The organism is Ruegeria sp. HKCCE3926 (assembly GCF_017872515.1).
GTDB lineage: Bacteria > Pseudomonadota > Alphaproteobacteria > Rhodobacterales > Rhodobacteraceae > Ruegeria.
Genome location: NZ_JAEDOU010000009.1, coordinates 37,408 through 59,094 on the forward strand (window position 1 = coordinate 37,408; position 21,687 = coordinate 59,094).

Below are 21,687 nucleotides of genomic sequence, written 5' to 3' on the forward strand. Positions count from 1 at the left end.
GTGCTCCTCCTCAGATGCACTTGAAATAGTCAAAGGGTTCTAGACAGTCCGCGCAGCGCCAATGGGCCTTGCACGGGGTCGAGCCGAACTGGCTGACCTTTTCGACTGCTTTACTGCCGCAATGGGGACAGCGATCCGGGCCGCCCGCGGGTTGCGGCGGCGCAATTCCATAGTCTTCCAGCTTGGCGCGGCCTTTTTCGCTGAGCCAATCGGTGGTCCAGGCGGGTGAAATGCTGGTTTCTATGCGCAGATCCCCGATGCCGTGATCGCGCAGGGCGGTTTCGATATCCATACTGATGATGGATGTCGCCGGGCAACCGGAATACGTTGGCGTGACGGTTACGACCAGCGTGTCAGCGTCCCAGCGCACATCGCGCACAATGCCCAAATCCACGACGGAAATCACCGGGATTTCGGGATCGGGCACGGCATCCAGCCAGCTCCATATCTGGTCAGTCGAGACCCGCATCCGCTTTTACCACTTTGCTCCGGGATAGGCGCGTTGCAGCCATTGCATCTGCGTCAGCAGATGGCCCAGATGTTCGGTATGCATGCGCCCGTTGCGGCCGCCTTTATGGGCAAAACGGCTTTCCGGAATGGTCAGCGTCGCCTGATTGAGGACCCGCTCAACCAGAGCGTCGTATTCCTCTCGCAAATCCGCCGGGTTCGGCGCGATCCCTGCGGCGACCATCTGGGCGTCCACCTCGTCGCTGGCAAACATCTCGCCCACATAGGGCCACAGGTAATCCAGTGCGTCCTGCATCCGTGCATGACTTTCCTCGGTTCCGTCGCCAAGCCCGACAACCGTGTCGCCCGAACGTTCCAGATGGTAGGTCACTTCCTTGCTGGCCTTGGCGGCGATTGCCGCGACCCGCTCGTCCGAGGAAGCCATCAGCCGCCCCAGCATGATCGAGTGCCACGCATCGAACAGGAATTGACGCATCAGCGTACGGCCGAAATCGCCGTTCGGCACCTCGACCAGCAACACGTTGCGGAAATCCCAGGCGTCGCGCAGGAAGGCCAGATCGTCGGCGCTTTTGCCACCATCGGCCTCTCCGGCAAGGCCCAGCCACATCTGGGTCTGACCAATCAGGTCCAGCGCGGTGTTGGCCAGCGCTATGTCTTCTTCCAGAACCGGCGCATGGCCGCACCACTCACTGACACGATGGCCGAGGATCAGGGTGTTGTCCCCCATCCGCAGCAGGAATTGCAGAAATGCCTCGTCCCGGGTCATCACATTGCCCCCACTTCATCGGGAATGTCGAAGAAAGTCGGGTGGCGGTACACTTTGCTTTGGCTTGGTTCATACAGCGGGCCTTTGTCGCTGGGCGACGAAGCCGAGATGTTGTTGGCTTCGACCACCCAGATCGAGACGCCTTCGTTGCGGCGGGTGTAAACATCGCGCGCGTTCTTGATTGCCATTTCCGCGTCAGGGGCATGTAGCGAACCGACATGTCGGTGGCTCATCCCATGCTGACCGCGGATGAAGATTTCCCACAGGGGCCATTCGGTATTCATCGGGTATCCTCCTCAGGGTAAGCTTATTCAGCAGCCAGATTGCCGGCCTGTTTCTTGCGGGCGTGGGCCAACAGCCCGTCACGAACCCACTTGCCGTCGTCCCATGCCTTGTTGCGCGCGGCCAGCCGATCCACGTTGCACGGGCCGTTGCCCTTGATCACGTCAAAGAATTCCGACCAGTCGGGTTCCGTAAAGTCGTAATGCCCCCGCTCTTCGTTCCACTTCAGATCCGGATCAGGGATTGTCAGACCCAGATATTCAGCCTGCGGCACGGTCTGGTCGACGAATTTCTGGCGCAGCTCGTCATTGGTGTTGATCTTGATCTTCCACGCCATCGACTGGGCCGAATGCACCGAGTCCTTGTCGGACGGACCGAACATCATCAGTGACGGGTACCAGAAGCGGTTCATCGCATCCTGCGCCATCTTGCGTTGCTCGGGCGTACCTTCGGCCATCTTGCGAATGGCATCGTAACCCTGACGCTGGTGAAAGCTCTCTTCCTTGCAGATGCGGATCATAGCTCGCGAATACGGCCCGTAGGACGTTCTTTGCAGCGGCACCTGGTTCATGATCGCCGCCCCGTCAACCAGCCACCCGACGGCACCGATATCGGCCCAGTTCAAGGTCGGGTAATTGAAAATCGACGAATATTTCATGCGGCCATCCAGCAGCATCTCGGTCAGTTCATCGCGGCTGACACCCAACGTTTCGGCGGCACAATACAGGTAAAGACCGTGCCCGGCCTCGTCCTGCACCTTGGCGAGAAGGATCGCCTTCCGCTCCAGCGTCGGCGCGCGCGTGATCCAGTTGCCTTCCGGCAATTGGCCCACAATCTCGGAATGAGCGTGCTGTCCAATCTGACGGATCAGCGTCTTGCGATACCCGTGCGGCATCCAGTCCTTTGGCTCGATCTTGATGTCCGCGTCGATCCGCGCCTGGAATTCAGCAAGCTTGTCCGGATCTTCATTCGACGCTTCGGATTCTACCATCTGAGCATACATGTCCCGTCTCCTCCGTTACACGCGTTCAAGTATAAGGGCCGCACCCTGCCCGACACCCACACACATGGTGCACAGGGCATAGCGCCCGCCGGTACGTTTCAATTGATAGGCCGCGGTCAGCACAAGACGCGCACCGCTCATGCCAAGGGGATGGCCCAGCGCTATTGCGCCACCGTTGGGGTTCACGTGGGGCGCGTCGTCGGGAAGACCCAGCTCGCGCAAGGTGGCAAGGCCCTGAGACGCAAACGCCTCGTTCAGTTCGATCACGTCCATCTGATCCACGCTCAGCCCTGCGCGGGCCAACACCTTGCGGCTGGCCGGCACCGGGCCGATGCCCATCACACGTGGCGCAACACCCGCAACCGACATGCCAACCACACGGGCCATCGGGGTCAGGCCGTTCTTGGCTGCTGCGGCCTCATTCGCCATCAGGATCGCCGCCGCGCCATCATTCACACCGGACGCATTTCCCGCCGTCACGGTTTTGTCGGGCCCGTTCACACCTTTCAGACCCGCGAGGTTTTCTGCCGTAGTTCCCGGGCGCGGGTGCTCGTCCGTATCAACGACAATCGGATCACCCTTGCGCTGGGGAACCGAAACCGGGGTGATTTCGTCCTTGAACACCCCAGCCGCATGCGCGGCGGCCCAGCGGGACTGGCTGCGCGCGGCAAAGGCATCCTGGTCTTCCCGGCTGATACCATAATCTTCGGCGACATTGTCGGCCGTTTGCGGCATGGAATCGACGCCGTATGCCTGCTTCATCTTCGGGTTCACGAAACGCCATCCGATCGTGGTGTCGTACACCGCGTTGCTGCGGGTGAACGCCGAACTTGCCTTGGGCATCACGAACGGCGCACGGGACATGCTTTCCACGCCACCCGCAATGGCCAAATCATAGTCGCCCGCCTTGATGCCGCGCGCCGCCATTCCCACGGCATCCATGCCACTGGCACACAGACGGTTCACCGTCGTTCCCGGCACATCAATCGGCAAACCCGCCAACAGCGCCGCCATACGCGCAACGTTTCGGTTGCTCTCGCCCGCCTGATTGGCATCGCCATAGATCACGTCGTCAACACTGGCCCAGTCGACCTGAGGGTTGCGCGCCTTCAATGCCGCCAACGGCAGAGCAGCCAGATCATCTGTGCGGACCGTCGAAAGCGCTCCTCCGTAGCGTCCGATCGGAGTGCGCGTCGCGTCACAAATGAAAGCGTCCATCTTAGAGTACTCCTGTTCCCATGGAACAATATCAACCGTCTGGTCGGTTAATAATTCCTCCCCTGATTCGATGCAAGTCTTATGTTACTCAATCTTCTTGTGTGCCGTACATCTTGTAACATTAAATGTGACTACTGACCAAAGAGGTTTTCTTGACTGCAAAAAAGACGACGCAGCCCTTCTTAACAATGGCAGGACATCCGGCAGCTCACCCGAACTTTGCCCCGCTGTGGGTCAGTCCATCAGCTCGGCTTCCAAGCTCGATAGCGAGGGGCGCGGTAGCCTGTCCAACAAGTGCGAGACAGCTTCTCTGCATGCGGCGCCTTTCCAGTCGTCCGGCAGGAAAACCGGTGGCAGGCTTGGGTGGCGCAGAACGATACGTCGCCAGGCATGCACCACCAGTACGCGCAGAACCGCCGAACGCATCGGGTCGCCCGCCCCCTCTGCGGGCAAAAGCCGCTCAACAACCTGAATGGCATTCCAGAACTGATCATAGGCGGTTTTCAATGGCTCCGGCCCGCAGAGGTCGCGAAGCCAGTTCGGGACGGACATCGTGTCGCTCTCGAAACCCAGAAGCTCTTCAAGATCATCCGGCATCGGCCCGGGCGCCATGGCCGTGGACGCATTCAGCGAGAAGTAATCCCCCGTCAGCATCAGGTCCGACAATTCCTTTCGGGAACTTTCCGAGTTGCTGGCGATGAGGACATGCCAGATATCCGGCATGTTCGGGTCGCGGGAATAGATACGCGGTGCGGCTGCAACGCTTTGACGGCGGCCAAAGCTGGTCAGCCTGTGCACACTGTTCCGACCAACCCGCGTGCTTTCAATCCAGCCTTCCTTGCGCAACCGATGCAACGCAACACGCGTGGCCTCGGCCCTGATCCCCGCCAGACGCGTAAGCGCGGTGATCAGTGATCCACTGATCTGATCTGATCCATCCTGCGCCAGATCGCCGAAAATCGTGACCAGAACAGACCACACCCGCTGGGTGCTTGTCGTGGTCAGCCGGCTGACACAGGTTTCAAACCAGTCTGGAGCGGTATCTTTCATTTGGACAGTATAATCAGGCCCGAGGGAATTGCCATCCGGCCCCGCGCGCCCGGTTTCGTACAGGGCCAGGATTTCGGCAACGGGATCGGTTCAGTCAAGCGTTATCGGGCAAGACAAATGATCGGCCGAGGCAGCGCCAGCTGCGCGCGGCCCGCGTTGCGCGCCGCTCTATTTGGAATGCATGTCACGTTTGCGGTTGCGAGTCCGTTTCGTGGCCTCGTCCGAGCCATCATGATAGGTTCCGAACCACTTGTCCCAGGGCATTTCTGCGTTGCCGTAATTGCATTCGTAATACCGGTGATGCAACTGGTGGAAAAACGCCCCGATCAACAACGCCTGACGGTCTCGCGCCCAGATGGCCTCGTACCCGGAATGAGACGAGGCGGCGCCCAACATCAGCCAATACCCCAGAAAGATCATGTGCACCGGGTTGCTGGGCAGTACCAGCACGATCAGGATGGCACTGAGATACCCCAAGGCCTCGACCGGATGCATCGACATGCCCGACCATGGGCCGGTGTTGACGTTGCGGTGATGTACGGCGTGAACATGTCTGTAGATGAATGGCTGGTGCAGAAACAGATGCACGACGTAGAAATGAAAGCTCTGCCAGATCGCCAGGATCGGAAACAGCAGCACGAACCAGACCGGATGCGCCGTGAAGCTGAGCGTGGCGATATAATTGTTGGCGTACATCCAGCGCAGAAAACACTCCAGCATCGACAGGAACGTCGCGCCAAAGACCATCGAATGGTAGATGTTGTCCCAGGTCTGAAAGCCGAACTTATACAAAGCATTCTTGCGCTTCATGTAAGGCCGTGGGTCGTATTTCAGCAGCTTTCCCTGCCCGTCGACCCCGTAAAACCACATGTGCAGACCACCGGCGACGATCAACAGCAGCACCCAGTTCCGAATGAACACCCATGACATCCAGCCCGGGGCAAACGAAGCCTGCCCGGCATCTACGGGTTGTACCAAGAAGGCCACAAGGAAGGCCAAGGCCAGAAAGATCGAGCGGTCCGAGAACTGAAGCCAGTTCTGCCAAACCCATTTCGCCAGGACGCCGATTTTCGGCGGCCAGTTCCAGTACGGGGCGTATTTCACCGGCAAGTCCGGGTGCCAATGCCATTCGCGGCTCATGGGGCCGGGCTCGGGCGGTGCGTTGGTGGTGTCCTGAGGGTTCGCGTCTTGAATCGTCACGTGATTGTCCTTTCCTGAATAAAGTCACCTTTTTCAGGACCAAGCCGGAGGCGGCTCGTAAGGATATTTGCGGGACGGCCGGCGATACATGATGTGACCTATTCGAGGAACGGGCGGCGGTTATCGTGCACATTGCGCGACCTGCCCCGCCGATCTGGTTTCTTGGGGGCACGAAAAACGGCCAGACGTTTCAGCCGATTTGCTTCAGGCGTGATGCAGGATCCGCCCATGTCGGCGAACGTATCGGCGCAAGATTGATGATCCGCCATGACATAGATCCGTTTCCTGCCCGCCGCGCACCGCCCTATTCGGCGGCCTTCAGGTCAGATCCTTGCGGGATCACTTCGTAACCTGGCTCTTCGGGTTCATCGTCCAGCATTTCCGATGGGAACCCCGGCGCGCGGATATCCAGCCCGGTTTTGTCTTCGAGCCGGCGGATGATGTTGGGGGAAAACTCACGAGGGCCATATTTCTCGATCCCGTCCTTGAAAATCTCGATCATCAGCGGATTGATCTCCAGCGGCACCCCGGCGCGATCCGCCACCTCCTGAAACAGGCCGATATCCTTCAACACCAGGTCCATCGTGAACGAGATATCACGAGATCCGTTTAGGATGACCTGACTTTCGGTTTCATGCACGAAGGATGTTCCCGAACTGATCTTCATTGCCTCATACGCCGTATTCAAATCCATTCCGGCGGCCTTGGCGACCACAAGCGCCTCTGAACAGGTGATCAGGTTTGCAGTGGCCAGATAGTTGGTCAGCACTTTCAGTACCGAAGCAGATCCCAGTTCACCGGTATGAAGGATGCGACGCCCCATCGTGGTCAGAAAGGGCAGAATACGTTCGAACGTGGCGCGATCACATCCGGCAAAAATCGAAATGTTGCCGGTATCCGCCCGATGACACCCGCCCGAGACCGGACAATCGACGGCAGCGCCACCGCGTTCCTTCACCATCGCACCTAGACGCTTGACCTCAGCTTCATCCGTGGTGGACATCTCCATCCAGATTTTGCCCTCGGTCACTTCGGGCAGCATGTCCTGCATCACAGCGTCCGAAGCCGCCGGAGAAGGCAGGCAGGTGATCACCGCATCACAATCCCGCATCAGTTGTGCCGGATTCTCGGCGGCCTTTGCCCCGCGGTCGACGAAACCTGACACCAGGTCAGAGTTCAGATCATGTACGGTCAGATCAACGCCATTGCGCAGCAAACTGCCGCTGAGTTTCCCGCCGACATTTCCAAGGCCGATAAATCCAACTTTCATACCTGCGTTCCCTTTCCGGTGGCCAATCAGAGGACCAGCGCTGTTTTTCCCTGATGAAATCTACGGGCGTTGAATGCAGCGTGTAAAACGAATAAATATCGCCGGTATCCATAAAATTTTTTGGTGCTGGAAATGTCAAAATCGCCCAATCTGGTCTGGCTGCGGTCTTTTGACTGTGCCGCACGGCATATGAGCTTTACTGCTGCGGCAGAAGAGCTTGGCATCACCCAGACGGCCTTGAGCCTGCACGTCCGCTCATTGGAAGCACAGCTGGGCTGCCCTTTGTTCTTTCGTGCCGCACGCAACCTCAGCCTGACAGAGGTCGGGCAGGCGTATGCGTTTTCAGTTCGGCGCGCCTTGGGCGATATCGACCTGTCAACCGCAAGCCTGTTTGGCTCCAGCCACAAGCATGAGCTGGTCGTGCGTGTGCCGATTTCCACGGCCAGCTTGTTCCTTGCCGGCAGATTGCCTGAGTTTTCACGCGCACACCCGGGTGTATCGATCAGGTTGGTTTCAAATATCTGGGCAGAATCCGCGGGCAGGGAAAACGTCGATGTCGAGCTGCGTTTGGGAAACGGGGAATGGAACGACGGGCCGTTCAGCAAGATCTCGGACGAACGTATCGTTCCGGTTGCAGCCGGATCACGAGATCGGAAATGGCCTTCGACGGAACAACTGCTGGTCAAACCCCAGATACAGATTTTGGGATTTCAGGACATGTGGCACCGGTATTTTTCCGCTTTCGGCACAGAGTATTCTCCTGCGGCGTCTTGCTTCACCGTGGACACGACAATTGCCGCCGTGGACATCGTGGCGGAAGGTGGAGGTTACTCAGTAATCCTTGAGCGCTTTGCCAGAACCGCAATCAAGGCCGGAAGGTCCATCGCGATAGTCGGGGACGCCATTCCAATCGAACAAAGCCATTTCCTTGTCGATGGCCAGGGATCGAACGCGAACTCTGCTGCCAAACAGATGTTTGAAACCTGGCTCAAACAGATTTTCGCCTGAGATGTGCCTGTGGGCGATGAATTCGATCTTCTGTATTTGACCAGTTACGCGCGTGCCCGCGTCTGCTTGCTGATCCAGTTTGCAAAAACTTGAACGGCGTCGTTCTTCTGACCTGTTGGCGTCGCGATGTAATAGGCGCTGTTCGACGTGTTGGCGATCTGGCCGATTTCGGTCAGAACGCCGGACGCCAGCTCTTCTTCAATCAAATACGAGGGCAGAATGGCGGCACCCAAACCGACGACGGCGGCCTCGATCAGCATCGAGAACTGGTCAAACCGCATCCCCGGAAAAACCGCCCCCGGATCCAGCCCGAGTTGAGAGTGATAGGTAGACCACAGCTCGGGGCGCGAGGTCAGATGCAAAAGCGGCAGTTCAAAGGTTTGCGCACGGGTGTCCAGCCTGTGACGTCTCAGCAGCGCGGGTGCTGCCGTGACCACCAGATGCTCGGGGAACAACCTGCGCAATTGCGCGCCCGGCCAATCCTCCTGCCCGAAATGGATGGCCAGATCCATACGTCGTTCTTCAAGGCTGAAAGGCGTCGTGTAAGAGTGCAGATCCAGTTCGATTCCGGGATGGCGCGTTTTGAAATCCGGCAGGCGCGGCACCAGCCACCGTGTCGCAAAGGTGGGCAGGACGGCCAGGGTCAAAAGCGACGCACCGTCTCCGGCTGCAATCGCACGGTTGATCGTGCCGCTGAGACGTTCAAGATCACCTGCCAGCTCGTCCCGCAAGGCCCGCCCCGCATTGGAAAGGCGCACTGCGCGTCCAACCCGCCGAAACAACGTAACGCCAATCGCGGCCTCAAGCTCTCGGACCTGACGGCTGATCGCGCTTTGCGTCACGCCAAGCTCTTCGGCCGCCATGGTATAGCTTTCATGGCGCGCGGCGGCTTCGAAACTGCGCATTAGGGCCAGAGATGGCAGTGAGTTGATCCGGGGCATGGAACTCATGAGTTTTAGTCACTGAAAAGATACTCATTGGCGTATTTTTCTCAAGTAACTTTGTGGCTAAAACCGAACTTGATTGCAGAGGAAGGTTCATGGTGTTCCAGCGCGCTGACCGGTTGAACGGTATCGAATTGTCGGAAATCGTCCAGATCTCAGAGGCCGCCGCCCGCCTGCGCGCCCAAGGGCGTAATATTCTGGCGCTGTCAACCGGCGAACCGGACCTGCCGACGCCGCCCCGTGTGGTCGAAGCTGCGCATTCAGCGGCACTGGAGGGCAAAACCAAGTACCCGCCCACTGCCGGTGTGCCTGAACTACGCGCGGAAATTGCCCGACAAGCAGGTGCCGAGATGACCCAGGTCATCGTATCAACAGGCGCGAAACAGGTGATCGCAAATGCGATGCTGGCCAGCCTGAACCCCGGCGACGAGGTCATCATGCCCGCCCCCTATTGGACCAGCTATTCCGATATTGTCCGGATGGCAGGTGGGGTGCCGGTTGTTCTGCCCTGCCCGATGGAACAGGGCTTCAAACTGCTGCCTGAACAATTGCAGGCCGCCATCACACCGCGCACGCGCTGGCTGATGCTGAATTCACCCTCGAACCCGTCGGGCGCGATTTACGCTAAGGCAGAACTTGCGGGGCTGGCAGAAGTGCTGGAGCGCCACTCGCAGGTCTGGGTTCTGGCCGATGAGATTTATCGCCATCTCAGCTTTGCACCTTTCACGTCCGCGGCCGAGGCCGCCCCGGCGCTGACCCATCGCATGTTGATCGTCAACGGTGTGGCCAAGGCGTGGTCGATGACCGGATGGCGCATCGGCTGGGGGATCGGACCGTCCGATCTGATAAGCGCCATGGTCGCTGTTCAGGGTCAGGTCACATCGGGGGCATGCTCGATCTCGCAATGGGCGTCGCTGGCCGCGATCACTTGCGACCCCGAGTTGCTGGAGGAGCGTCGCGCCCTCTTTGCCGCGCGCCGCGATCTGGTCGTCCACTGGTTGAACGCAGTACCCGGGCTGCACTGTTCCACCCCGGACGGGGCGTTTTATGCCTTTCCGTCCTGCACTGGCCTGCTGAAAGAACAAGGCGGGCCATTTGACAGTGACGCGGAATTCTGCACGTGGTTGCTGGAAGATGCCGGCGTTGCCCTGGTGCCCGGCCGTGCCTTTGGGATGCCGGGCCATCTTCGCCTGTCGTTCGCTTATGCTGAAGATACAATTGCAGCGGGCCTTGCGCGTCTCAAAACCGCTGTGGAAAGGAAACTTGCATGAAACCTCAATCCGCCCCGCACCTTGGCCCCTTCACCTGGGACGATCCGTTCCTGCTGGAAGACCAGCTGGCCGAAGACGAACGCATGGTTCGTGATGCCGCACATGCCTACGCGCAGGACAAACTGCTGTCTCGGGTAACTGCCGCGTTTGCTAATGAAGAAACCGACCCGGCCATCTTTCGCGAGATGGGTGAGATGGGTTTGCTGGGAACAACCATTCCCGAGGAATACGGCGGTATTGGGTCCAGCTATGTGACCTATGGTCTTGTCGCGCGCGAGGTCGAACGTGTGGACAGCGGCTATCGTTCGATGATGTCGGTGCAGTCCAGCCTGGTGATGTATCCGATCTACGCATACGGCACCGAAGAGCAGCGCCAGAAATACCTGCCCAAACTGGCAACCGGCGAATTTATCGGCTGCTTCGGGCTGACGGAACCCGATGCCGGTTCGGACCCCGGCTCGATGAAGACTGTCGCGAAGAAAACCGAGGGCGGCTATGTGCTGAACGGGTCGAAAATGTGGATCTCGAACGCCCCGATCGCCGATGTGTTCGTCGTTTGGGCCAAATCCGAAGCGCATGGCGGCAAGATCAAGGGCTTTGTCCTGGACAAGGGAACGGCTGGACTGTCGGCCCCCAAGATCGAAGGCAAGCTGTCTCTGCGCGCCTCGATCACCGGTGAGATCGTGATGAACAATGTCGAGGTCGGCGAGGACGCCCTGCTGCCCAATGTCGAAGGTTTGAAAGGCCCGTTCGGCTGTCTGAACCGTGCGCGTTACGGCATTGCCTGGGGATCGATGGGCGCCGCCGAGGCGTGCTGGCACGCGGCCCGGCAATATGGGCTGGACCGCAAACAGTTTGGTCGTCCGCTGGCGCAGACACAACTGTTCCAGCTGAAGCTTGCCAACATGCAGACCGAAATCACGCTGGGCCTGCAAGCCGCGCTGCGCGTGGGTCGCCTGATGGACGAAGCCCGCGCCGCGCCCGAGATGGTCAGCCTGATCAAACGGAACAATTGCGGCAAGGCGCTTGAGATCGCCCGCCATGCCCGCGACATGCATGGTGGCAACGGGATCAGTCAGGACTTCCACGTGATCCGGCACATGGTGAACCTTGAAACCGTCAACACCTATGAAGGCACCCATGATGTGCATGCCCTGATCCTGGGCCGTGCGCAGACAGGCCTGCAAGCCTTCGCCTAAGGACATCTGACATGGATCGCGCCGCAATCGTGCATGACAATTTCCTGCGCCGTGTTGCGGCGCGGGACTTTCCCGAAGGGCCCGCACCGGCCGGACCGCTGAGCGGTCATGAAGCCGTCGCACTTTACAGGGCGCAATGCCTGAGCCGGGCGCTGGACCGGCAAAGCCGCGCGATGCAGAAGGCGGGTCAGGGGTTCTATACGATCGGGTCATCCGGACATGAGGGCATGGCGGCCGTTGCCGCGGCCCTGCGCCCGACCGATCCGGCGTTTCTGCACTACCGCGATGCGGCCTTTCAGATTGCCCGCTCGGATCAGGTGCCGGGCCAAAGCCCGACATGGGATATTCTGCTGTCCTTTGCCTCGTCTTCCGAGGACCCGATCAGTGGCGGGCGTCACAAGGTTTTGGGATCGAAAGCGCTGTGCATTCCGCCGCAGACCTCGACCATCGCCAGCCATCTGCCGAAGGCGGTCGGCGCGGCATATGCCGTCGCCGCTGCACGGCGTCATCGCCCTGAACATGCAGACATGCCCGAGGATGCCATCGTCTATTGCTCGTTCGGGGATGCCTCGGCCAACCATTCCACCGCACAGGGCGCTTTCAACACGGCGCAGTGGACGTCCTTTCAATCTGTGCCTCTGCCCCTTCTGTTCTGCTGCGAAGACAACGGGATCGGTATCTCGACCAAAACGCCGAAAGGCTGGATCGCGGCCACTTTCGCCAACCGTCCGGGCCTGAAGTATTTCTCGTGCGACGGGTTGGATCTGTTCGACACCTATCGCGTTGCGCAACAGGCGGCCGACTATGTGCGCAGCCGCAGGAAACCTGCTTTCCTACATGTTCGGACTGTTCGCCTGTACGGTCACGCCGGGGCCGATATGCCAACCACCTATATGCCAAAAGCCGAGGTTGAGGCCGAAGAAGCCAACGACCCGCTGCTGCATTCCGTGCGCCTGTTGGATCAGTGCGGCGCGATGAGCCCGGAACAGGCGCTGAGCGTCTACAATGATACCTGCGCCCGGGTCGCCCGCGTGGCCGATCAGGCCATCACACGCCCTCGCCTGCAAAACGCAACAGAGGTGATGGCCAGCCTGATCCCGCCGACACGCCCCTGCGCGCCGACCAACGGCCCAACACCCGAGCGTCGGGCCGAGATTTTCGGCGGCGATCTCAAGGCCCATTCCGAACCGCAGATCATGTCGCGATTGATCAACTGGGCACTGACCGATCTGATGCTGGAACATGGCGAGATCGTCATGATGGGCGAAGATGTCGGGCGCAAGGGCGGCGTTTACGGCGTGACCCAAAAGCTGCAAACACGGTTTGGCCCTGACCGGATGATCGACACGTTGCTGGACGAACAGTCGATCCTGGGCCTGGCGATCGGCATGGCCCAGAACGGGTTCACGCCAATGCCGGAAATCCAGTTTCTGGCCTATCTTCACAATGCCGAGGACCAGCTGCGAGGTGAGGCCGCCACCCTGCCCTTTTTCTCGAACGGTCAATACACCAACCCGATGGTCGTGCGCATTGCCGGACTGGGGTATCAAAAAGGGTTTGGCGGACACTTCCACAATGACAACTCGGTTGCTGTATTGCGCGACATTCCGGGCCTAATCCTGGCCTGCCCGTCGAACGGTGCCGACGCCGCGCGGCTGCTGCGTGAATGCGTGCGCCTCGCGCGTGAAGAACAGCGGCTGGTCGTTTTCCTCGAACCCATCGCCCTCTACCCGATGCGGGACCTGCACGAGGCCGGAGACGGCGGCTGGATGCAAACCTATCCCGACCCTTCTGAAAAGATCGGCTTCGGCGAGGTGGGCGTGGACGGTGACGGCGACGATCTGGCCATCGTCACCTTTGGAAATGGCGTCTATCTCAGCCATCAGGCGCGCACGGCCTTGCAGGCCGACGGGATCAAGACACGGATCATCGATATGCGCTGGTTGTCCCCTTTGCCCAAAGCGGCACTGACACAGGCCGTGACCGGGGCCAAACGCATCCTGATCGTCGACGAAACCCGCCACCATGGCGGCGTGGCCGAAGCTCTGATGGCGCATTTTCATGAAACATGCGATGTGCCGCTGGCCCGTATCACCGCAGAAGACAGCTTTATCGCCACGGGCCCGGCCTATGCTGCGACCATGCCATCGAAGGACAGTATCGAAGCCGCCGCGCGATCCTTGATGGAGGCCGGCACATGAGTTCCGCCAAACAGACTGCCGTCGTCATCTGCCCTGGCCGCGGTACTTACAACAAACCCGAACTGGGTGTCCTGGGCCGGCAATTCAGCGACAAGGCCGTGTTGCGACGCTTTGATGACATGCGGCGCGCGCAGGGGCAAGAAACGCTCAGCGAACTGGACGGTGCGGCCCGATATTCCATTGCCAAGCACACCCGCGGCGACAATGCATCTGCTTTGATCTATGCAGCGACTTTGGGTGATTTCCGCGCCATCAATCCTGACAAAATCGAAGTGGTTGCGGTGACGGGAAATTCGATGGGCTGGTATTCGGCGCTGGCCTGCGGCGGTGCGCTGTCCGCCGAAGGAGGGTTCGAGGTGGTCAACACCATGGGCACTCTGATGCAGGAACACATGATCGGTGGACAACTGATCTATCCTTTCATGGATTCTGACTGGCATCCTGACCAGACCCGCAAGGCAGAGCTGCTTGCCTTGGTGGATGACATTGACCGAACCGATGCAACGTTGACCCTGTCGATTGATCTGGGCGGCATGTTGGTGCTTGCAGGCGACGACGCCGGTTTGGCCGCGTTCGAAAAGGCAGTACCGGTGGTTCAGGAACGTTTTCCCATGCGATTGGCCAACCATGCCGGGTTCCATTCGCATCTTCAGGCTCCGGTCTCGGCGCAGGGCCGCACGAAACTGAGCGCTGGCCTGTTTCGACAACCGGACCTGCCCCTGATCGACGGGCGTGGCCGGATATGGTGGCCCGGAGCTTGCGACCCGAATGCACTTTGGGATTACACTCTGGGCCATCAAGTGACCGAAACTTATGATTTCACCCATGCCATCGCACAGGCCGCGCATGAGTTCGCACCGGATCTTTTCATTGTTACGGGTCCTGGCACCACGCTGGGCGGTGCCGTCGCGCAAAGCCTGATTCTGACCAATTGGTCCGGGCTGTCGGACAAGTCGACATTTCAGTCTCGCCAAGGAAACAGCCCGATTCTGTGTTCGATGGGAATGGTTGATCAAAGGAAACAGGTGACATGAACCTGTGCGCCCACCGGTCAGCCTCAGAGCCGGCGCGCCGAGGTTGCCAAGCCGTTTCAGAAAACCGGTGCAGGTAGTCCGGTTTGTCGTGTCCGGCGCTATTCAATGCGATAGAAACGTTCTGACGTGCCGCGAAAGACGTCGTCCAGCATCGACCCCGGGATGAGCGACGCATGCCGGGAAACGGTTTCCTTGTAGGTCGAGGTAAGGCTGTCGACCGGGAAATTCGATCCGAACATGCAGCGATCGGCACCAAATTGGGACAGGCAGGTTGAAACGATCGGCGAGACGCTTTCAGCATTCCAATCGTGGTCGAACATTCCCAGGCCGGAGAGTTTGCAAAAGACATGTGGCAGGTTTGACAAGGCCGTCAATTCATCTGCCCACCGTCGCAACCCTTGCGGGGTCCGGTCGTATGGCGAACCTGCGTGGCAAAGAGCGATCCGGGTCTCCGGCGCCTGTGCAAGGACATTCGCTGCTTGCCCCATCAGCTCTGGCAGCAGCTGAAGATCAAAGGAAAGACCACGCGCGCCCAGTTGCTTCAGACCAGCCAAGAACTTTGGGTCTTCAAGTAACGCGTTCGTGCCAGTTGAGGCGTCTTCACCCGGAGCGCGGCCAATAATCTGGCGAACGCCGCGAACCGAAGGCAGGGTTTGAAGACTGTCGAGCTGTGCATCCAGATCATCCGAGGTCAGATCGCAGAATGCCACCTGCACCAACGGCCAGTCAGGGAACTGGTCGGCAACGGAGTGTACCCACCGCGCCTCGGCCCAGGGGTCAGCGGCGCCGACCTGAATGTGAACCGAAGCGCCGAACCCCATGGCTTCGGCGTCCGCGCGAAACTCCGGGAGCAAATAGTCCCGCTGGATGGAAGACGGATCGCCGAAAAACCGAACGATACCTTTCTCTGTAAGCCAAGGGTAGTGCACGGCCGAAAGGTCCCACAGGTGGTGATGCGCATCTATCCTCATGATGCTTCAATCCCGGTGGTGCGCGCCAGAATATCCACACCCTGTCCTTTCCAGAAATGCAGCAAGTCGATGAAGATCCAGTTTTCGGCCAGCTTGTCTTCGACGCGGCGATAGATATCGATCACCCTGAATTCGCCGGGTTTTCCGGTGGCTGGCATCCCCATAAAACCACCTGTGGGCGTGGCAGTAAAGTTGGGCCATCCAAAGAAGCCACCGTAATGCCCTTCGGCCAGACGGCAGACATGATTGGTCTTTGACCGGTCCGTGAAGGCAGCGCGAAACGGTCCGGAGTGTTGCCTGGCATACCGTTCGATCGTGTAGGTCGCGCCAATTCCTTCGGGGCCCCACCAGATCATGTCCTGGTGCCACGTGCGCGCCAATTCTTCTTCCAGCGACAGCCCGCTGTCCCAACGGCCCAGATCCGCGATCATCGCATTGATGACCGCCAGCGTTTTTTCTCCTTCGTGTGCGGGCTGCTCATCATGCAGCAAACCATCATGGGACCTTGGTCCGGGCTGCACCAGATGCGCCGCAGTCTGCGGGGGAAACGGATTCTGGCCAGCCTGAACCATCAGGTGCGGGATGTCGAAATACATCGCCGTTTCGACAATTCTGTCACCGGCCACCTTGTAGAACGCGCAATATCGCAGGAACGCCATCTTGCCGGTCGGGCGAATACCCAACCACGGTCGGTCGAACAGCCCCATAAGATGACCCATGGCAACAACCCAAACGTCGGTTTCTTTCCGCAACGCGTTTTGCCCCGCAAACAGAATATCCACTCGGTTCTGCAAATGCGCAAGGCTGCCCTTCAGCGGCTGCCAGAATTGCCGGGCAACCTGTTCGACGCCGTTGATTTCGTTGAACGGGTGAAAGCCGCGCCACCTCGAATCCGAAGCGCAGAATTGGCTCATCACCTTCGGAGTTTCCGTCACTGCGGCGGAGTCCAATGCGGTGTGAAACGCATAGACCAGTTTTTTTTCTGTCTGAAAGTTCACGGTATTTACCATTGTAGTCAAAGTTTTGCGAGCGGCGCGAAGCCAGGTTGAGTCGGATTTCTACGCTATTTTTGCATACGTATGCAAAAAAGTCTTGCCTGATTTGATACATGCGAATTACAGTTTTGCAAACGTATGCAAAACGATTCCTTGCAGGGGGCACCATGGCGGAAATTCAATTGCGGAACGTCGGCAAGCGATGGGGCTCATTCGTTGGGGTTCACAATTTTGACCTGACGATTGCAGATCGTGAGTTTCTGGTGCTGCTCGGCCCATCAGGCTGCGGCAAGACAACCACCATGCGCATGATCGCCGGCCTCGAAGACGTGACGGAAGGCGAAATCCTTGTCGACGGCAAAGTGGTCAATGATCTGGAACCCAAGGACCGCGACGTGGCGATGGTGTTCCAGAGCTACGCTCTGTATCCCAACATGAACGTTTACGAGAACATCCGCTTTCCGCTGAAAGTGCGTGGTATCGACCCGGCGACGCACGACGAAAAGGTGCGCCGCGCCAGCGCCATGGTGGAACTGGACGATTTCCTGCATCGCAAGCCAGCCGAGTTGTCGGGTGGTCAGAGACAGCGTGTGGCACTGGCACGTGCCATCGTGCGCGAACCCAACGTGTTCCTGATGGACGAGCCGTTGTCCAATCTTGACGCCAAGCTGCGGGTTTCCACCCGGGCCCAGATCAAGAACCTGAGCCATGAGCTGGCCGTCACCACCATTTACGTCACCCACGACCAGATCGAGGCCATGACCCTTGCCGACCGCGTTGTCGTGATGAAACAGGGCGTGGTTCAGCAGGTCGGAAGCCCGACCGAAATTTATGACTGTCCCGCGAATACTTTTGTCGCCAGTTTCATCGGTTCACCTGCCATGAATTTGATGGACGGCGACGTGGCGAGCGGAATATTCCGCGCCGAACATGTCGAAATTGCGGTGGATGCACCGGATGGCCCAATGACACTGGGTTTCAGGGCCGAAGATGCCAGCCTTGCCGATGGCAAAGGTCAGATCACCGCTCCGATCTATACGCTGGAACTACTGGGCGACGCGACCATGATCTCGGTTCGGGTCGGCGGAGCTCTGGTTTCGGTGAAAGCAGACAAAGCATTCCGCGCCGAGATTGGCGAAATGGTCTCGTTCTCGGTGCCGACGGAAATCTGTCACCTCTTCGAAGCTGGAAGCGGTGCGCGGATCGGGGGCTAACCCCACAAACGGCCCGCAAGGGCATAACACCGGTCCGGACGTCGACGACGGACCGATCCTGACAGGGAGAAACCTATGAAACTCAAGACGATCCTCATGGCCGGTGCCATGTCCATCGCCGCCACCGGCGCGTGGGCAGATTGCGCCTTTGAAAACGAAGTGCCGCTAAAATCGCTGTCCGCCGGTTTTGAAGCCTGGAAGGCGGTCACCGATGCGATGGCAGAATGCGGCAATTTCAGCGCATCGCTGGATCAGGAATTCCGCGAAAAGCAGCCCGAAGCATTTGCTGCGGATCCCGCGCTTTATCAGATCGGCGGTGTTTCAAACGCGACCCTGGTGCCGTTGCTGAACGCAGGCACGATCCGTCCGCTGGATGATCTGGTCGAAAAATACGGCCAGGACCTGCTGCCCAACCAGTTGATCAAGGTTGATGGCAAGACCATGGCCATTGCGATGATGGTGAATGCGCAGCACCTGATGTATCGCGATGATGTTCTGGCTGAACTGGGCATCGAAGAACCAAAAACCTATGATGACGTCCTGGCCGCAGCTGCCAAGATCAAAGAAGCCGGTGTCATGGATTATCCGATCGGGGGAACGTTCAAGACCGGTTGGAACCTCGGCCAGGAATTCGTCAACATGTACCTTGGCGAAGGCGGCTCGTTCTTTGGCGACGGCAACGTTCCAACGATCAACAACGAGCAGGGCGTCGCTGCGCTGGAAACACTGAAAGCCATGACCGATTACATGGATCCGGAATATCTGGTTTCCGACTCGACATACGTTCAGCAACAATTCCAGCAGGGCAAGATCGCCATGGCAAACCTTTGGGCCAGCCGTGCCGCCGCGATGAATGATGAGGCCGAAAGCCAGGTCGTCGGCAAAGTCACCATGGCAGCCGCTCCTATGGGTTCGGCAGTACCGGCAACCACTATCTGGTGGGATGGCATCGTTCTTGCTTCGAACATGAGCGACGAAGAGGCCGACGCCGCATTCCGCGTCGCGCTTGAGGGCATGGACGGCGAAATGGTCAGCGCAAACAACGACGTCGCTGTTTGGCTGAGCCCTGCCTATTCAGCGGGTGCTTTGGCGGCAGGAGCAGCCGCTTCGGCTGAAGCGGGCGCAAAGGCGTACCCGGCATCTGGTCCGATGGGCATCATGCACACCGCCCTGGGCAACGGTCTGGCCGACTACCTGACCGGCGCCAAGGATGCTCAGACGACGCTGGCGGATATCGAGGCAGATTACATCACTGCCGCGAAAGAAGCCGGTCTGATCAGCAACTGATCCTCCCGTGGGAGGGCTACGGCCCTCCCGCCCCTTCCCTTCGAGAGTCATGAGAAAGGCAGAGCCATGAATTTCCGGACATTTGCCGCATTTGTCGGCCCCTCTGTCTTTATGATGCTTCTCTTTATCGCGTTTCCTCTGGTCAGCGTGTTCAAGCAGAGTTTTTACGTGACACAGCCGATCTATGAGACGGTCGAAAAGGAAACCTGCACGCCCGGTTTCCTGACGCAGACCTGCGTGACCGAGATGGTTTCGCAGCCAAAGCTCGACGAACATGGCGAGGTCATTACCCAAACCCAATATGTCGGCTTGCAAAGCTATCGCAACGTATTGGAGCCTGAACGCGCATGGCGCGCCATAAGCGACGGCAGTTGGCATGTGCTGTCTACGATCAACTTCTGGAAGGCGCTTCGGTTCACCCTGACCTTCACATTGATCACTCTGCCGCTTGTGGTCGGGTGCGGGCTTGGGATCGCAATACTGATCAACAACGCGGCGCGGTCCATCCGCGGCCCGGTGATCTTTGTGTCCCTGCTGCCCTTCATCATCACGCCGGTGATCGGAGTACTGTCGATCAACTGGCTGTTCCGGGGCGACGGCATCCTGACCGCAATGATGGAATGGTGGCTGAACCGGGACATCGCCCTGTTCGCCCAAGCCTGGACCATCGAAATACTGATGATGCTCTACCGCGTCTGGCACGTGGCACCCTTTGCCGCAATCGTCTTCTACGCCGGGCTGCAAACGGTCAATCAGGACAGTCTTGAAAGTGCCGTGATTGACGGTGCGACCCGTTGGCAGCGCCTGAAATACATCGTCATTCCACACCTGATGCCGCTGATCATTTTCGTGTCGATGATCCACCTGATGGACAGCTACCGCGTGTTCGAAGAGATCGTCGGTTTTTCGAGCCAGGGCTACGTCATCTCGCTACAGTGGCTGACCTTCGATTATCTGACGCCTGATCAGGCCGGCAACCGGTCGATCAGCCGGGCGTCCGCCAACTCGATGCTGACCATGATCGGTGTCGTCATCCTGCTTATCCTGCCGCTGCGCCGTACGTGGCGCGACCATAAAGGAGGTCACTGACATGTCCTCGCGTGCGCTTCGCCAGCCCTTCAGCCTGCGGTTGACCTCGAACATCTTCCTTGCGCTCTGGTGCCTGATCGCGGCCTTTCCGATCTTCTGGATCGTGGTCATGAGCTTTAAGTCACCCGTCGATGCGTTCGACAGCAACGCGCTGAACGTGATCTTCGGGCCGGCCACGCTGAGCGTCGGAAAGGGCTTGTCGCTGCTGGATATCATTCTGGGCATCGCGGTTATCTGGGGCACGATCTTCGCTGCCACCAAAACACTGCCTTCGATGATAAAGTCCTACACCAAGCCCGGTCAGGAATGGTTCGGCTGGCTGATCGGTGTTCTGGTCTTGCTGGTGGGTTTCCTGCTGGTGTTCTTCGTGGTCCTGCCTGCAATCCTGAACGTGTTGAACCCGCTGTTTGGCCCACTGGGACGGGATGTGCTTGGTCTGACGACCGAGCATTACAAAACCGTCTGGATCGACCGGGGCTTTTCAAACAACTTCAAGAACTCGCTGATCGTAACGACGGGCGTGGTGACGGTGTCGCTGACCGTGGGCACATTGGCGGGCTACGGTCTGGCGCGGTCAGGATCAACTTTGGCCTTCTGGATCCTGATCGTCGCACTGGTGTTCCGGGCATTGCCCCATTCGGTTCTGGTAGCAGGCTATCTGCCGGTGTTCATCAACTCGGCCGAATGGCTCAGCCCAATCTTGGGTGAAAACGCACCAACCTTGTACGGCAAGCCTTTTGCGGTGATCGCTGTTCTGGTTGCGATCAATCAACCCTTCACGATCTGGATGTTGCGCTCGTTCTTCCAGAACATCCCGGCCGAGCTGGATGAGGCCGCCCGCGTGGATGGGTGTAGCCACTTTCAGGCCTTCCGCCGTGTCATCATGCCGGTGATGTGGCCAGGTGTGATCACTACGGGGCTGTTCAGCTTCTTGCTGGCGTACAACGATTTTCTGGTCACCGCGCTGCTGCTTGATGCGCAGAACCAGACCATGGTTCCCGCCATCGTCGGCATGTTCAATCGCGAGACGACGACAACCGATCAGGTCGTTGCGGTTGCCGCTGCCGTGTCGATCACCGCGCCTCTGATCTTCCTTGTGCTGATTTTCCAGCGCCAGATTGTCAGCGGTCTGACAGCCGGGGCAGTGAAAGGCTGATGAGCAAGAACGCCCGACATAGCGCCATGTCGCGCCACCCGGCGCTGAACAGGATGCCGAG

The 21,687-nt window shown here is 59.0% G+C and carries 20 protein-coding genes; 9 read left to right on the plus strand and 11 right to left on the minus strand.

Annotated elements, in window-relative coordinates:
- Positions 1–10: 10 nt before the first annotated feature.
- The 8 genes from paaD to I9184_RS18360 all read right to left on the minus strand — a co-directional run bounded on the left by paaD (position 11) and on the right by I9184_RS18360 (position 7,257).
- Entirely contained in the window at positions 11–469 is a 459-nt protein-coding gene (paaD, locus tag I9184_RS18325) for a 1,2-phenylacetyl-CoA epoxidase subunit PaaD (RefSeq protein WP_171118426.1), read from the minus strand.
- A 6-nt stretch (positions 470–475) separates the two neighbouring features.
- A complete protein-coding gene (paaC, locus tag I9184_RS18330) occupies positions 476–1,234 on the minus strand; it encodes a 1,2-phenylacetyl-CoA epoxidase subunit PaaC (RefSeq protein WP_209835369.1) in 759 nt (252 codons plus the stop codon).
- Positions 1,234–1,518, minus strand: a complete 285-nt coding sequence (gene paaB, locus I9184_RS18335) for a 1,2-phenylacetyl-CoA epoxidase subunit PaaB (RefSeq protein ID WP_171118424.1) — start codon at positions 1,516–1,518, stop codon at positions 1,234–1,236. Before paaB ends, paaC begins: the two co-directional genes overlap by 1 nt.
- Before the next feature lie 23 nt (positions 1,519–1,541).
- Positions 1,542–2,519, minus strand: coding sequence for a 1,2-phenylacetyl-CoA epoxidase subunit PaaA (paaA, locus tag I9184_RS18340; RefSeq protein WP_171118422.1), 978 nt, complete (start codon positions 2,517–2,519; stop codon positions 1,542–1,544).
- 15 nt (positions 2,520–2,534) lie between these two features.
- Positions 2,535–3,737, minus strand: coding sequence for a 3-oxoadipyl-CoA thiolase (gene pcaF / locus I9184_RS18345; protein WP_209835370.1), 1,203 nt, complete (start codon positions 3,735–3,737; stop codon positions 2,535–2,537).
- Positions 3,738–3,971: 234 nt separating this feature from the next.
- The gene (locus I9184_RS18350; RefSeq protein WP_209835371.1) at positions 3,972–4,787 is read right to left on the minus strand and encodes a PaaX family transcriptional regulator C-terminal domain-containing protein; all 816 of its coding nucleotides are present in this window, start codon (positions 4,785–4,787) and stop codon (positions 3,972–3,974) included.
- A gap of 168 nt (positions 4,788–4,955) precedes the next feature.
- The gene (locus I9184_RS21155) at positions 4,956–5,987 is read right to left on the minus strand and encodes a sterol desaturase family protein (protein WP_209835372.1); all 1,032 of its coding nucleotides are present in this window, start codon (positions 5,985–5,987) and stop codon (positions 4,956–4,958) included.
- 304 nt (positions 5,988–6,291) lie between these two features.
- Positions 6,292–7,257, minus strand: a complete 966-nt coding sequence (locus tag I9184_RS18360) for an NAD(P)-dependent oxidoreductase (RefSeq protein WP_171637095.1) — start codon at positions 7,255–7,257, stop codon at positions 6,292–6,294.
- Positions 7,258–7,389: 132 nt separating this feature from the next.
- On the opposite strand from I9184_RS18360, the gene I9184_RS18365 reads away from it, so the two are divergent.
- The gene (locus I9184_RS18365; RefSeq protein WP_171637097.1) at positions 7,390–8,265 is read left to right on the plus strand and encodes a LysR family transcriptional regulator; all 876 of its coding nucleotides are present in this window, start codon (positions 7,390–7,392) and stop codon (positions 8,263–8,265) included.
- Positions 8,266–8,309: 44 nt separating this feature from the next.
- Here the strand turns inward: I9184_RS18365 and I9184_RS18370 are convergent, their stop codons facing one another.
- Positions 8,310–9,215, minus strand: a complete 906-nt coding sequence (locus I9184_RS18370; RefSeq protein ID WP_245218210.1) for a LysR family transcriptional regulator — start codon at positions 9,213–9,215, stop codon at positions 8,310–8,312.
- Between the two features lie 89 nt (positions 9,216–9,304).
- Here I9184_RS18370 and I9184_RS18375 point away from each other — a divergent pair, with 89 nt between their 5' ends.
- From I9184_RS18375 to I9184_RS18390, 4 genes are read left to right on the plus strand one after another with little or no spacing between them, the layout of a single operon-like run.
- Positions 9,305–10,480, plus strand: a complete 1,176-nt coding sequence (locus I9184_RS18375; RefSeq protein ID WP_209835373.1) for a pyridoxal phosphate-dependent aminotransferase — start codon at positions 9,305–9,307, stop codon at positions 10,478–10,480.
- Positions 10,477–11,679 (plus strand): acyl-CoA dehydrogenase, encoded by a 1,203-nt coding sequence (locus I9184_RS18380; protein WP_171170247.1) that lies wholly within the window; start codon positions 10,477–10,479, stop codon positions 11,677–11,679. Before I9184_RS18375 ends, I9184_RS18380 begins: the two co-directional genes overlap by 4 nt.
- An 11-nt stretch (positions 11,680–11,690) precedes the next feature.
- Positions 11,691–13,880 carry a thiamine pyrophosphate-dependent enzyme gene (locus I9184_RS18385; protein WP_209835374.1) on the plus strand — a complete coding sequence of 730 codons (2,190 nt, stop codon included), beginning with the start codon at positions 11,691–11,693 and terminating at the stop codon, positions 13,878–13,880.
- Positions 13,877–14,914: an ACP S-malonyltransferase gene (locus I9184_RS18390; protein ID WP_209835375.1), complete on the plus strand. Its 1,038-nt coding sequence runs from the start codon at positions 13,877–13,879 to the stop codon at positions 14,912–14,914. Before I9184_RS18385 ends, I9184_RS18390 begins: the two co-directional genes overlap by 4 nt.
- A gap of 98 nt (positions 14,915–15,012) precedes the next feature.
- On the opposite strand, the gene I9184_RS18395 is transcribed toward I9184_RS18390, so the two are convergent.
- Together I9184_RS18395 and I9184_RS18400 are read right to left on the minus strand one after the other, a co-directional pair.
- On the minus strand, positions 15,013–15,885 hold the full coding sequence (locus I9184_RS18395) for an amidohydrolase family protein (protein ID WP_209835376.1): 873 nt from the start codon (positions 15,883–15,885) through the stop codon (positions 15,013–15,015).
- The gene (locus tag I9184_RS18400) at positions 15,882–16,883 is read right to left on the minus strand and encodes a nuclear transport factor 2 family protein (RefSeq protein WP_348539546.1); all 1,002 of its coding nucleotides are present in this window, start codon (positions 16,881–16,883) and stop codon (positions 15,882–15,884) included. Before I9184_RS18400 ends, I9184_RS18395 begins: the two co-directional genes overlap by 4 nt.
- A gap of 164 nt (positions 16,884–17,047) precedes the next feature.
- Between I9184_RS18400 and ugpC the strand changes: the two genes are divergently transcribed.
- The 4 genes from ugpC to I9184_RS18420 all read left to right on the plus strand — a co-directional run bounded on the left by ugpC (position 17,048) and on the right by I9184_RS18420 (position 21,626).
- On the plus strand, positions 17,048–18,094 hold the full coding sequence (ugpC, locus tag I9184_RS18405) for a sn-glycerol-3-phosphate ABC transporter ATP-binding protein UgpC (RefSeq protein ID WP_209835377.1): 1,047 nt from the start codon (positions 17,048–17,050) through the stop codon (positions 18,092–18,094).
- Between the two features lie 75 nt (positions 18,095–18,169).
- Entirely contained in the window at positions 18,170–19,381 is a 1,212-nt protein-coding gene (locus I9184_RS18410; RefSeq protein ID WP_209835378.1) for an extracellular solute-binding protein, read from the plus strand.
- A 66-nt stretch (positions 19,382–19,447) separates the two neighbouring features.
- Positions 19,448–20,470, plus strand: a complete 1,023-nt coding sequence (locus I9184_RS18415) for a sugar ABC transporter permease (RefSeq protein WP_152460108.1) — start codon at positions 19,448–19,450, stop codon at positions 20,468–20,470.
- A gap of 1 nt (position 20,471) precedes the next feature.
- Complete coding sequence (locus tag I9184_RS18420; protein WP_171637115.1) at positions 20,472–21,626, plus strand: carbohydrate ABC transporter permease; 1,155 nt, start codon at positions 20,472–20,474, stop codon at positions 21,624–21,626.
- Positions 21,627–21,687 lie beyond the last annotated feature (61 nt).